Source organism: Paraburkholderia sp. D1E (assembly GCF_052682275.1).
The window spans coordinates 5,037,421-5,049,662 of sequence record NZ_JBQYMB010000001.1 but is presented as its reverse complement, the minus strand read 5'-3'; the positions used below and the strand labels follow the sequence as shown (position 1 = coordinate 5,049,662).

Sequence of the window (12,242 nt, the reverse complement as noted above, 5' to 3'; positions counted from 1 at the left end):
GTCCAACCAACGGCCTTTCGGCTTACCGGCTCAATATGCTCCTGGCGACGCGTTGCCCCTTCTGCGAAACCGTCTTCCGCCTGCAACCGGCGCAGCTCGCGCTGCGCCGCGGCCTCGTGCGTTGCGGGCATTGCCATGAAGTATTCGACGCATCCAGTAGCCTGTTCGAACTGAACGAGGGCGGCGACTTCTCCTCCGCCAAGCCAGTCGCCGCGACGGCGGCGATCGAGGCTTTGTCCGGCGTACGTCCCAAGGACCCCGATTTCAGCGCTGAAGCCTGGGATCCGTGGGCACCGGCGGCCGACGCCGTGATCGACAACCGTCTGCTTCACAACGCCAGCAATCTGCCGCTCACGCCGGTTTCCACCGGCGTAGGCGTCGCGGTCACACCGCGCCATGCGACCGAGCCGGAACTGCCAGCGAGCGCTGTCACCACGCCGAGTCCTCACGACCACGAACCGATTCTTGCGGACGCGCCGCTCGAACCCTTCGCCTACGAGCCCGACGCGCCGGTGAACGTCCCGCGTGAGCCTTCCGCGCCCCCTGCCAACCCGCCGGCGGAAGCCGCGCCACGGGTCTGGCACAAGACCGAGCGCTCCTCTGAACATTTTGCTCATGCAGACGAACCGGTTCTAAACAAGCCGGCCGCCTTGCATGGGATTCCTGACAATGAACCGCATTTCGGTGGGGCCGCCTCAGGTGTGGCCGGCTTAGGTGGGGCCGCCTCCGGTGCAGCCGGCTTGGGCGCAGCGGCCGGCTTGGGTGCGGCCGCTGCGGGCGGCCTGGGCGCGGGCAGCGGCCGCTCAGGCACGGCCGGCCCAGGTGGCCCGGGCGCAGCCTCATTTGGATCGAGCGGCGAACCTTTCACAGTCCAGCCGGTGCATGACGGCATCGATCCCTTCCCGGTGGTACGCGAAACGCGTCCAGCCGAACCGCGCCGCCTCGGCTGGATCATCGCGGGCTCAGTAGTCGCGGCGCTGCTGGTTATCGCCCTGCTTGCGCAACTCGCCTGGTGGCAGCGCGAAACCGTGCAGGTCTACTTCCCACGTTCACAGACGCTCTATGCGACGGCCTGTGCGCAGCTCGGCTGCCAGATCACACCGCCGCACGACATCGACGGTTTGCAGGTCGAGCCGTCCGATCTGCGGCAGATTGACGGTCCACACAAGCTCGAACTGAAGATGCCGCTGCGCAACCGCTTCAATGTTGCGTTGGCCTACCCGGCCATCGAACTCACGCTGCTCGACGACCAGAACAATGTTGCCGTGCGCCGCGTTCTGTGGCCGCAAGACTATGTCCCACCCGGCACGCCAATCGCGGCCGGCCTGCCTGCGCGTACGACCCAGACCATGATCGTCCATCTCGACACGGGCAATGCGGTCGCTTCCAATTTCCGCGTACAGATTTTTTATCCGTAACGCATCCTTGCGCGCCCGGCACTGACCGGGCGCGTTCACCGTCATTAATGACGAATTTTCGGAGCACAACAACATGAGTCAAGTCACGCTGGGTGGCAACCCGATCGAAGTAGCAGGCACGTTCCCGACCGTGGGCCAGAATGCCCCCACTTTCTCGCTCGTGGGCAAGGATCTGAAGCCGGTGTCGCTGGCTGACTTTGCCGGCAAGCGCAAGGTCCTGAACATCGTCCCGAGCCTCGACACGCCGACCTGCGCCACCTCGACCCGCAAGTTCAACGAAGCCGCAGCCAAGCTGACCAACACGGCTGTGATCGTCGTGTCGGGCGATCTGCCGTTCGCCGCATCGCGCTTCTGCACGACAGAAGGCATCGAGAACGTCGTGACGGCGTCCACGTTCCGCGGCCATGAGTTCGCGCAAGCCTACGGCGTCGATGTGACGAGCGGCCCGCTGACGGGTCTGACGGCACGCGCTGTGGTGGTCGTCGACGAAAACGACAAGGTCGTGCACGCTGAGCTGGTCGGCGAAATCAAGAACGAGCCGAACTACGACGCAGCACTCGCCGCGCTGAAGTAAAACCTTCGCACGCGAACCCCGGCGCCGCGCTTCGTGCGCGGCGCTGTCACATCGTCGCGCCCATTCTCTTTATCGATTTTTACAGGAACGCTCGCCTTGGCTACGCTGATTTGCGGTTCGCTCGCCTACGACAACATCATGACCTTCGAGGGCCGCTTTCGGGATCACATCCTGCCGGAGCAGGTCCACATCCTGAACGTGAGCTTTCTCGTGCCGACGATGCGCCGGGAATTCGGCGGCTGCGCGGGCAACATCGCCTACTCGCTGCATCTGCTCGGTGGCGACGCGCGCATCATGGGGACGCTCGGCGCGATCGACGCGCAGCTCTACATGGACCGCTTCAAGCAACTCGGCCTGTCGACGGAAAACGTACTCCTGGTGCCGAACACCCACTCGGCCCAGGCGATGATCACCACCGATCTGGAAAACAATCAGATCGCCGCATTCCACCCGGGCGCGATGATGCAGTCGCATCTGAATCGCGCCGACCAGGCAAAAGGCATCACGCTCGGCATCGTCGCCCCCGACGGCTACGACGGCATGATCCAGCATTCCGAGCACCTGGCAGCGGCCGGCGTGCCGTTTATCTTCGATCCGGGCCAAGGTTTGCCGCTGTTCGACGGCGAGTCTCTGCGCCGTATGATTGAACTTGCTACTTATGTAGCTGTCAACGATTACGAAGCCAAACTGGTGAGCAACAAAACGGGTTGGTCGATCGAAGAGATCGCCGGCAAGGTCGAGGCGCTGGTTATCACGCTCGGCGAGCAAGGTGCGAAGATCCATCACGCCGGGGACATCGAAGATATTCCGGCGGTAAAGGCACAGCAGGTGCTCGATCCTACAGGTTGCGGCGACGCGTTCCGCGGCGGCTTGCTGTACGGCATCGAGAACAAGCTTGGCTGGGCGACCACCGGGCGTCTGGCGAGCCTGATGGGCGCGCTGAAGATCGAACACCAGGGCCCGCAAAACTACGCGCCCAGCCGGGCGGAGATCAACGAACGGTTCAAGCAGGCGTTCGGATACGACCTGCAGTAATGCCGCAAGCTATTGGAGTTAGGGAATGAGAACAACGAGTCGCCTGGTAGTGGCCGCCTTGATTGCCGGTTCACTGGCCCTGTCGGGGTGTGCGTATAACAGCAGTTCTGCAGATGTCTACACGGCGTCGCAGGCACAGCGCGAAGAGACGGTCCGCATGGGCACGGTCGACAGCGTTCGGGCCGTGAAGATCAGTTCGAACAACGGCCAGCCGAGTGGCCTGGGCGCGATCGGCGGCGGTGCGTTGGGCGCGGTCGCCGGCAGCGCGATCGGCGGCGGTCGCGGCTCGATCGTGACGGGCATCATCGGTGGTCTGGCCGGCGCCGTGGCAGGCAACGCGGTCGAGAACGGCGTCGCGGTTCACGACGGTCTCGAGATCACCGTGCGACTCGATAACGGCGACATGCGCGCGATCACGCAAAGCGCCACCGGCGAAATATTCCGCGCCGGCGACCGCGTTCGTCTGCTCTCGAGCGGCGGCGTCACGCGCGTCACGCACTAAGCTAGTTTCCCCTCTCGCGCGGCAACGCTTAGCGCGCCGCCGCGGCGACTTCAAACGCATGCCCTCCCCTGTGCATGCGTTTTTTTTCGCCTGCACGTTTTGAGCCGACGCATTTTCAAGCGATGGGCGAGCAGCGAGCGGCGGGCAAAAAAAATCCCGTCGCCAGAAACCCTGGCAACGGGACCCTGACCGAGTAGCGCTCGGTAATGCTACTTAAGCGCTACTCGATCATCGACACACGGTACGACGTGTCGAAGTACTTCTACCGCTTATCCGCCAGTTACGGACGGCTGCCCGTCGGGAACGGCCATGCCGCTGCCGGGTTCAGCGCGGTTTTCACCGACGCCGCCGGTGCGCTCGAGACAGAAGTCGCAGCGGGTGCAGGCGCAGCCTTCTTGGCGACAGCCTTCTTCGCAGGGGCAGCCTTCTTGGCAGGAGCAGCGGCCTTCTTCGCGGCAGCCTTCTTGGCAGGCGCAGCCTTTTTAGCGGCAGCCTTTTTCGCAGGCGCAGCTTTCTTGGCAGCAGCCTTCTTAGCAGGCGCAGCCTTCTTGGCAGCAGCCTTCTTAGCCGGCGCCTTCTTTGCTGCAGCCTTCTTCGCCGGTGCCTTCTTTGCTGCAACCTTCTTCACAGCGGCTTTCTTAGCCGGCGCTGCCTTCTTAGCCGGCGCCTTCTTCGCTGCAACCTTCTTCACTGCGACCTTCTTGGCTGCAACCTTCTTGGCCGGAGCAGCTTTCTTCGCTGCAACCTTCTTCGCCGGTGCTTTCTTCGCTGCAACCTTCTTCGCTGCAACCTTCTTCGCTGCAACCTTCTTCACTGCGACTTTCTTGGCAGCGACTTTCTTCGCCGGAGCAGCCTTCTTAGCCGGTGCCTTCTTGGCTACGACCTTCTTCGCTGCGGGTTTCTTAGCTACGGCTTTTTTGATAGTTGCCATCATTTTCTCCTTCAGGTTTTCAGATGAGAGTCAGTTCAAACTACACCCTTCGTCAAAACCCGTTTCTCGCGGACGCTTCTCAGGGCGCGCGCTACGAAGCGGGCTATTCATCGGCGTACGCAGGTGCTGCGCGCTTACGCTAATGAATGCGGTAAGGCGCGCCGTGCCCTTGGGCACCGCGCGCCAGATCTGGTCGGCGATGAATATCAACGCCGGCAATTGCTTGATCGGGCCGCTGGCGACAACGCCGGCGGCTTTTTCCGGGGGGAAGTTTGCCCATCCCACTGAAGGGTTCGCAAAGTGCCAGCCATGTTTGTGGACCGCGAAGGCACGCGACGCACCGGGCACAATTTGCATCAGGCGGTTCTGCTCCTAACTAAATTGCCGCGGCCGAAGCCTGCCGGCATCCCCAAAATGAATGCATCTGCGACACGAACCCGGATCACTCCCAGGTTAGCGCGCCGCCAGTCTGATATTCGATCACTCGCGTCTCGAAGAAGTTGCGTTCCTTCTTCAGGTCGATCATCTCGCTCATCCACGGGAACGGGTTTTCCTCGTTCGGGTACAGCGGATCGAGACCGATCTGCTGGCAACGACGGTTGCAGATGAAGCGCAGATAGCTCTTGAACATCGACGCATTGAGGCCGAGCACCCCGCGCGGCATCGTATCTTCTGCGTAACGATATTCAAGTTCGACCGCTTGCTGGAAGATTTCGCGGATTTCCGCGCGGAACTCAGCCGTCCAGAGTTGCGGGTTTTCGAGTTTGATCTGGTTGATCAGGTCGATGCCGAAATTGCAGTGCATCGACTCGTCGCGCAGGATGTATTGGTACTGTTCCGCCGCGCCGGTCATCTTGTTCTGGCGACCCAACGCCAGGATTTGCGTAAAGCCGACGTAGAAGAACAGACCTTCCATCACACAGGCGAACACGATCAGCGAGCGCAGCAGGGTCTGGTCTGCCTCGAGCGTGCCGGTCTTGAAGGCCGGGTCGGTCAGCGTATGGATGAACGGAATCAGGAATTCGTCTTTCGCGCGGATCGAGGAAACCTCGTGATACGCGTTGAAGATTTCGCCTTCGTCGAGGCCCAGGGACTCGACGATGTACTGGTAAGCGTGCGTGTGGATCGCCTCTTCGAATGCCTGGCGCAGCAGGAACTGGCGGCATTCGGGCGCCGTGATGTGGCGGTAGGTGCCCAGCACGATGTTGTTGGCGGCCAGCGAGTCTGCCGTCACGAAGAAGCCCAGGTTGCGCTTGACGATGCGGCGCTCGTCTTCGGTCAGCCCGTTCGGGTCTTTCCAGAGGGCGATGTCGCGCGACATGTTCACTTCTTGCGGCATCCAGTGGTTGGCGCAACCAGCCAGATACTTTTCCCAGGCCCACTTGTATTTGAACGGCACCAACTGATTGACGTCGGTCTGGCCGTTGATGATGCGCTTGTCGGCGACATTGACACGCGACTCGGAAACGGCAGCGGTTCCGGTAGCGTGAGAGACGGAAGCAACGGGAGCGACAGCAATGTCGTTCGCGAAGACGTCTTGAGCCGAGGGAGCGTGAGGAGCGGAACGCGTTCCGACTTGCGAACCGACAGCCGATCCCGCCGCGTTGCGCAACACATTCTGTTGCGTAGCGCTCGAGGGAGTTACGGCAGTGATCTCGTCATCCCAGTTGAGCATAAATGTCACCATCAATTTAGAACGGTTTGTACCATCTTTTCACGAGCGATAAAAGAGTTCGCTGATGAAAAATCCTGTTTTCGATTCGCGTTGCTACGTTCATACAACACTTTGTTCAACAGACTGTGTGTGTCGCCTCATGTGAAGCGTGTTGAACATGTGTCGTCGAAGTGCTTCGCGAACTCGAAGAGCAACGTGTCGAAGCGACGTTTCGCTGCTCTATCTATCTGTATTGCGGAGCGTGTTTGCAGCGTCTTGCGATTGCTTCCTGCTGCCTCGTGTCTGCCTGTTCGTCAGTGCTAGCGAGGCGAAGTTCAATGCAATGTCGAGCGATGCATCTGGCCGGCTGTGTCGATCGACCCTCGACCGGAGCGTTTGCTGAGCGCTTCATGTCGAGCGCTTCGTCTGTGTTACCGACTGCTGACCGCTTCATCTACTGCTTGTTACCGCTTCACGACTTCAGTTGCTTGCCGTGCTTCGCTGCTTGTCGACGAGCGGCGCAACTTCGATTTCGTTTCACCGCGCCGCTCGTCTACTTCACTTCTGCATCACCTCTATCAGGCTTGCTGATCGCTGCATGCGGGTCTTTACCTACAACCCGTTCAGCAAACAGCGATCCTGCCGCCTGCTTCGTACTCGCCTCACGCTTGAATCACGGTCGCGAGAGGTTCTTACTGGCAAGCCTCGCATTCGTCGAAACCCGGATCGCCCGGACGCATCATGCACACCGGACCATCCGCTTCCGGTGCTGCTTCGACTGCAACGGCCGGCGCTGCCGCCGCTGCCTGGATGCCGCCCGAAGCTGCACCGCCGCTGGCGCCAAAGCCGCCTGCCGCGCCACCGCCGACACCACCCGAACCTTCGCCGCCACCCGAGCTCACCGCGTTCAGCGCGCCGTGAGCAACCGTCGACTTCTCGACGTGCGTCGCCGCCATCGTGCGGAGGTAGTAAGTCGTCTTCAGACCGCGTACCCATGCAAGCTTGTAGACTTCATCGAGCTTCTTACCCGACGCGCCGCCCATGTAGATGTTCAGCGACTGCGCCTGGTCGATCCACTTCTGACGACGCGAGGCCGCTTCGACCAGCCACACCGGATCGAGTTCGAACGCGGTCGCGTAGATCGCGCGCAGGTCGGCCGGGATGCGGTCGATGCGTGACAGCGTGCCGTCGAAGTACTTCAGGTCGGCGACCATCACTTCGTCCCACAGACCGCGTTCCTTCAGGTCGCGCACCAGGTAGTCGTTGACCACCGTGAATTCGCCCGACAGATTCGACTTCACATACAGGTTCTGGAACGTCGGCTCGATACAGGCCGACACGCCGATGATGTTCGAGATGGTTGCCGTCGGTGCGATTGCGACGCAGTTCGAGTTGCGCATGCCGTAGATGGCGATGCGCGAACGCAGTTCGGTCCAGTCCATCGATTCGCTCGAATCGACTTCGACATAGCCGCCGCGCGCTTCGGCCAGCAGCTTCACCGAGTCTTGCGGGAGGATGCCGCGGTCCCACAGCGAGCCGCGGTAGCTGGAGTAACGGCCACGTTCCTGGGCCAGTTCGGTCGACGCGTAGTAAGCGTAGTAGCAAACCGCTTCCATCGACGTATCGGCGAACGCCACCGCCTCTTGCGACGCGTACGGCGTGCGCAGCAGGTGCAGGCAATCCTGGAAGCCCATGATGCCCATGCCGACCGGACGGTGCTTCAGGTTCGAGTTACGCGCCTTGGCAACCGCGTAGTAGTTGATGTCGATCACGTTGTCGAGCATGCGCATCGCCACGCTGACGGTGCGCTTCAGCTTGTCGTGGTCGAGCACCAGCGTGCCGTCGGCCTGTTCCTTCAGGTGGGCGACGAGGTTCACCGAGCCGAGGTTGCAGACGGCGATTTCGGCGTCGCTGGTGTTCAGCGTGATTTCCGTGCACAGGTTCGACGAGTGGACGACACCGACGTGCTGTTGCGGCGAGCGCACATTGCACGGATCCTTGAACGTGATCCACGGGTGGCCGGTTTCGAACAGCATGCCCAGCATCTTGCGCCACAGTTGCGCCGCCGGGATCTTCTTGAACAGCTTGATCTCGCCGCGCGCGACCTTGTCTTCGTAAGCCGTGTAAGCCGTTTCGAATTCCGCGCCGAACTTGTCGTGCAGATCCGGGCAGGTGGACGGCGAGAACAGCGTCCAGTCACCGCCTTCGTGCACGCGCTTCATGAACAGATCGGGAATCCAGTTCGCCGTGTTCATGTCGTGGGTGCGGCGACGGTCGTCGCCGGTGTTCTTACGCAACTCGAGGAATTCTTCAATGTCCAGGTGCCACGTTTCCAGGTACGCGCACACCGCGCCCTTCCGCTTGCCACCCTGATTGACTGCCACAGCCGTGTCGTTGACGACCTTCAGGAACGGCACGACGCCTTGCGACTTGCCGTTGGTACCCTTGATGTGCGAACCGAGCGCGCGCACGCGCGTCCAGTCGTTGCCCAGACCGCCGGCGAATTTCGACAGCAGCGCGTTTTCCTTCAGCGCTTCGTAGATGCCGTCGAGATCGTCGTCGACTGTGGTCAGGTAGCAGGACGACAGTTGCGAGCGGCGGGTGCCCGAGTTGAACAAAGTGGGCGTGGACGACATGAAGTCGAAGCTCGACAGCACCTTGTAAAACTCGATCGCGCGCGCTTCGCGGTCGATCTCGTTCAGCGACAGACCCATCGCGACACGCATAAAGAATGCCTGCGGCATTTCGATGCGCACGCCGTCGTGATGCAGGAAGTAGCGGTCGTACAGCGTTTGCAGGCCGAGGTAGCCGAATTGCAGATCGCGGTTGTTGTCGAGTGCGGCGCCGAGGCGCTTCAGGTCGAACTGCAGCAGCTTGTCGTCGAGCAGTTCGGCTTGCACGCCGCGCTTGATGAATTGCGGGAAGTACTCGGCGTAGCGCTCGCCCATTTCCGTTTGCGTGACTTCTTCTTCGAGAATCTCGCGGCGGATCGTGTGCAGCAGGATGCGCGCGGTGACCTGGCTGTATGCCGGGTCCTTTTCGATCATTGTGCGGGCAGCCAGAATCGCTGAGTCGTAGACCTGGGTCATCGGCACGCCGTCGTACAGATTCTTGACCGTTTCCGCGATGATCGGATCGGCGCTCACGGCGTCGCCCAGGTTCGAGCAAGCCAATTCGATGATGCCGCGCAGTGCAGCCATGTCGAGCGGACGCGTCACGCCGTTGTCGGTGACGTTCAGGCCCGGCGTGTTAGCAACGATCTGGTCGTCATGACCGCGCGCCTGGGTGCGCTTCTCGCGATACAGCACGTACGCACGCGCGACGTTGTGTTCGCCGCCGCGCATCAGCGCGAGTTCGACCTGATCCTGGATGTCTTCTATATGGAACGTGCCGCCGTTCGGACGGCTGCGCACGAGTGCACGCACCACGCTCTGCGTAAGTTGCTCGACCAGTTCGCGCACGCGAGCCGACGCCGCGCCTTGACCACCGTTGACAGCCAGAAATGCCTTCGTCACTGCGATGGCGATTTTCGACGGCTCGAACGACACCACGCTGCCGTTACGACGGATCACCTTGTAGTCGGCATAGGTCACCTGCGGCGCAAGCGCCTGTGCGCCTTGTGTCTGGCCGAAGGCCTGGCCAGTCGGTGAGCCCTCATACCGGGTCGTCACGTTGTCGGTGGTTTGCATGTGCAAAGCTCCTGGTCTTGGAAATGGTGCGGAGAAAGCCGCGGATTATTAAAACGAACGCTGCGCCGCCGCGTGCGCAAGCGATGGTGTGCAGGAAAAAGGCCGGCTGAGCCGGGTGGCGGAATGCGACAGCGATGAAGCCTGGTTCGAACTTGTAACGGTCTTCATCATGTGTGTCGCGATCACTTGCTGTGCCCTTTTCCTGAATGCTTCTGGATGCCGCCGGAAGTCACTACCGGCCGCGCCGCAGGAATTTTTTCGCTGCCTGGAATGCTTGCGGCGCCATGCTCGGGGAGCGAGGCGCCGCATAACTTATGCACTCAGTTATGCACAGAGTTATACACACCGGACACTATATATAGTGCGAAACTGAATTTCTGGCACCAAGTATAGTGGAGTTTCAAGACAGGTCAAATCGATTTATTTGCTTTTGAAGACTTGACATCTGGATCGCGCGACGCAAACCCGCCGCCCGCAGAACAAGGCTGCGCCTCGCTCTGCACGTATCACGCGAAGTCGCGCGAAGGGTCGTTACGGCGCGTTGGAAAACTTGAGATAGGGGAAGTACTGATCCGCTAACGCGGTGTCGCGCTGCAGACGCTGCCACTCGAAATGGGGCCCTGGATCGGTTTTGCGGCCGGGGGCAATGTCCGAGTGACCGGCAAGTCCCTCGACCGGATAGCGAGCCTTGAGCGCTGTCACAAGCGCACTGAGCGTGCGGTATTGCGCCGCTTCGAAAGCAGTCGTGTCACTGCCCTCCAACTCGATGCCGATCGAGAAATCGTTGCAGCGCTCACGCCCGAAAAAATTCGATGGGCCGGCGTGCCACGCGCGCTCGTTGCAGGACACGAATTGCTCAAGCGCGCCGTCGCGATGGATCACAAAGTGCGCGGACACCCGTACGCCGCGCAAATGCGTGTCGTAGTAAGGGTGGGCGTCGCAGTCGAGCGTGTTCTGGAACAGCTCGGCGATCGCCGTGCCGCCAAACTCATTGGGCGGCAGGCTGATGTTATGGATGACGATCAGCGTCGGCACGGCCCCGTCGGGCCGCGCTTCGAAATTCGGCGAAGGCAGTTTGCGTGCGGCGGCGACCCAACCGTCGGCATCGACGGTGAACGCGACGCTCATCGAGCGTCGCGGCCCGTGGGATGCGCGCCGTGACGCTGTGCATGTGCGGCGCTGCAGAACGGCTGCCCGGCCACCACCACGGAATCGCTTTTCGGCGCGTGCACGCCGCACTCGGCACAACGGATCATCGGCTCCGCGAGCTGCGGCTGCGCTTGCGCGGAGGCGGGCCCACGCGCGCCGCCATTCGGGCCACTCTGGCCTTTTGCACCAGCAGCGCCATTCGCACCGGCACCTCCGGCGCGTTGCGACGCTTGCGCGTCATGACGACGCAGCGCCTTGACCAGCCACTGGCCAACGATGAACAACAGGATCAGCAGAAAAATTTGTCGCATAGCAGGGCACTCACACTACAGCACGGTGCAACAGCACCTCGAATACAAAACGGCTGCCGACGTACGCCAGCAGCAGCGCGACGAACGACGCCAGCACCCAGCGCAATGCCGCACGGCCGCGCCAGCCGGAAACCTTGCGCGCAGTCAGCAGCGCGCCAAACATCACCCAGGAAAGAATCGCGAAAACGGTCTTGTGATCGAGCCGCAACGCGCGGTCGACCAGTTGCTCGCTGAACATGATGCCCGAGAGCAGCGTCAGCGTGAGCAGTACGAAGCCGGCGCCGATCAGACGGAACAGCAGCTTTTCCAAAGTCAGCAACGGCGGCAGCGTGTCGAGCCAGCTCGACAGCCAGCCGTTGCCCGCCGCAGCCGCGTTCCGTTGCGACACACCGCCGCGCATCGCGTGCAGACGCCGTTCGACCAGCAGCATCAGAATCGCGTGCAGTGCCGCGATCGCGAACAAACCGTACGCGATATTGGCGATCAGGAAGTGCAGCTTGAACATCGGCGCGGCCGAATACGGCAGTACGCGCACGCCGTTGAACGCCAGCGGTAATAGAGAAGCGACGCAGGCCAGCGGCAACACCAGCAAGCGAAGGCCGTCGAGCGGAAAGAAAAAACTCTCGATCCAGTAGATGCCGGCGCCAAGCCAGAACATGGCCGACAGCGCGAACGCGAAACCGAACACCATCGCGTTCTGGGGAAAGATGGTGGTATGCAGCAGCACGCCGTGCGCGAGCAGCGCGACAAACAGCAGCGCGCGGCCCGACGTGCTCATACCCGAGGCGGCCGAAACGCTCGCGGCGACGGGCACCGCCGGCACGCTCTCGAGCATGGGGCGCAACGCGGCGTGCCGGTGCGAGCGCCAGCCGGCCACGGCGAGACCGCCGTAGAGGAGCGCAGTGAGGGCATACAGTACAATATCCATATTCGAAGTTTACACTAGGCCCCTGCTCCGCGACGTCTTCCACTTCGCGCC

Annotated in this window: 11 protein-coding genes; 4 read left to right on the top strand and 7 right to left on the bottom strand. The window is 61.7% G+C overall.

Going from position 1 to position 12,242, the window contains the following annotated elements; genetic code table 11:
• The first annotated feature begins 35 nt into the window (after positions 1-35).
• The 4 genes from ACUN0E_RS22630 (at position 36) to ACUN0E_RS22615 (ending at position 3,529) form a co-directional block, all read left to right on the top strand.
• Entirely contained in the window at positions 36-1,418 is a 1,383-nt protein-coding gene (locus ACUN0E_RS22630) for a zinc-ribbon and DUF3426 domain-containing protein (protein ID WP_445568002.1), read from the top strand.
• A 73-nt stretch (positions 1,419-1,491) separates the two neighbouring features.
• Positions 1,492-1,992 carry a thiol peroxidase gene (tpx, locus tag ACUN0E_RS22625; protein WP_408231265.1) on the top strand — a complete coding sequence of 167 codons (501 nt, stop codon included), beginning with the start codon at positions 1,492-1,494 and terminating at the stop codon, positions 1,990-1,992.
• 96 nt (positions 1,993-2,088) lie between these two features.
• Complete coding sequence (locus ACUN0E_RS22620; RefSeq protein ID WP_445568001.1) at positions 2,089-3,027, top strand: carbohydrate kinase family protein; 939 nt, start codon at positions 2,089-2,091, stop codon at positions 3,025-3,027.
• 25 nt (positions 3,028-3,052) lie between these two features.
• Complete coding sequence (locus ACUN0E_RS22615) at positions 3,053-3,529, top strand: outer membrane lipoprotein (RefSeq protein ID WP_445568000.1); 477 nt, start codon at positions 3,053-3,055, stop codon at positions 3,527-3,529.
• Between the two features lie 280 nt (positions 3,530-3,809).
• On the opposite strand, the gene ACUN0E_RS22610 is transcribed toward ACUN0E_RS22615, so the two are convergent.
• From ACUN0E_RS22610 to ACUN0E_RS22580, 7 genes are all read right to left on the bottom strand, one after another.
• The gene (locus tag ACUN0E_RS22610) at positions 3,810-4,460 is read right to left on the bottom strand and encodes a histone H1-like DNA-binding protein (RefSeq protein ID WP_445567999.1); all 651 of its coding nucleotides are present in this window, start codon (positions 4,458-4,460) and stop codon (positions 3,810-3,812) included.
• Between the two features lie 30 nt (positions 4,461-4,490).
• On the bottom strand, positions 4,491-4,817 hold the full coding sequence (locus ACUN0E_RS22605) for a hypothetical protein (RefSeq protein WP_445567998.1): 327 nt from the start codon (positions 4,815-4,817) through the stop codon (positions 4,491-4,493).
• Positions 4,818-4,902: 85 nt separating this feature from the next.
• Positions 4,903-6,135 (bottom strand): ribonucleotide-diphosphate reductase subunit beta, encoded by a 1,233-nt coding sequence (locus ACUN0E_RS22600; protein WP_325043204.1) that lies wholly within the window; start codon positions 6,133-6,135, stop codon positions 4,903-4,905.
• A 671-nt stretch (positions 6,136-6,806) separates the two neighbouring features.
• Positions 6,807-9,803, bottom strand: coding sequence for a ribonucleoside-diphosphate reductase subunit alpha (locus ACUN0E_RS22595; protein ID WP_445567997.1), 2,997 nt, complete (start codon positions 9,801-9,803; stop codon positions 6,807-6,809).
• 531 nt (positions 9,804-10,334) lie between these two features.
• Entirely contained in the window at positions 10,335-10,931 is a 597-nt protein-coding gene (gene ampD / locus ACUN0E_RS22590; RefSeq protein ID WP_445567996.1) for a 1,6-anhydro-N-acetylmuramyl-L-alanine amidase AmpD, read from the bottom strand.
• Positions 10,928-11,263, bottom strand: a complete 336-nt coding sequence (locus ACUN0E_RS22585; protein ID WP_408231247.1) for a PP0621 family protein — start codon at positions 11,261-11,263, stop codon at positions 10,928-10,930. Before ACUN0E_RS22585 ends, ampD begins: the two co-directional genes overlap by 4 nt.
• Positions 11,264-11,273: 10 nt before the next feature.
• Positions 11,274-12,191: a cytochrome C assembly family protein gene (locus ACUN0E_RS22580; RefSeq protein ID WP_408231245.1), complete on the bottom strand. Its 918-nt coding sequence runs from the start codon at positions 12,189-12,191 to the stop codon at positions 11,274-11,276.
• Positions 12,192-12,242 lie beyond the last annotated feature (51 nt).

Excerpts from the sequence above, each read along its gene's own strand:
- ampD (WP_445567996.1), bottom strand. The coding sequence starts at position 10,931 with ATGAGCGTCGCGTTCACCGTCGATGCCGACGGTTGGGTCGCCGCCGCA.
- ACUN0E_RS22605 (WP_445567998.1), bottom strand. The coding sequence starts at position 4,817 with ATGCAAATTGTGCCCGGTGCGTCGCGTGCCTTCGCGGTCCACAAACAT.
- ACUN0E_RS22610 (WP_445567999.1), bottom strand. The coding sequence starts at position 4,460 with ATGGCAACTATCAAAAAAGCCGTAGCTAAGAAACCCGCAGCGAAGAAG.
- ACUN0E_RS22595 (WP_445567997.1), bottom strand. The coding sequence starts at position 9,803 with ATGCAAACCACCGACAACGTGACGACCCGGTATGAGGGCTCACCGACT.
- tpx (WP_408231265.1), top strand. The coding sequence starts at position 1,492 with ATGAGTCAAGTCACGCTGGGTGGCAACCCGATCGAAGTAGCAGGCACG.
- ACUN0E_RS22600 (WP_325043204.1), bottom strand. The coding sequence starts at position 6,135 with ATGCTCAACTGGGATGACGAGATCACTGCCGTAACTCCCTCGAGCGCT.
- ACUN0E_RS22615 (WP_445568000.1), top strand. The coding sequence starts at position 3,053 with ATGAGAACAACGAGTCGCCTGGTAGTGGCCGCCTTGATTGCCGGTTCA.
- ACUN0E_RS22580 (WP_408231245.1), bottom strand. The coding sequence starts at position 12,191 with ATGGATATTGTACTGTATGCCCTCACTGCGCTCCTCTACGGCGGTCTC.
- ACUN0E_RS22585 (WP_408231247.1), bottom strand. The coding sequence starts at position 11,263 with ATGCGACAAATTTTTCTGCTGATCCTGTTGTTCATCGTTGGCCAGTGG.
- ACUN0E_RS22630 (WP_445568002.1), top strand. The coding sequence starts at position 36 with ATGCTCCTGGCGACGCGTTGCCCCTTCTGCGAAACCGTCTTCCGCCTG.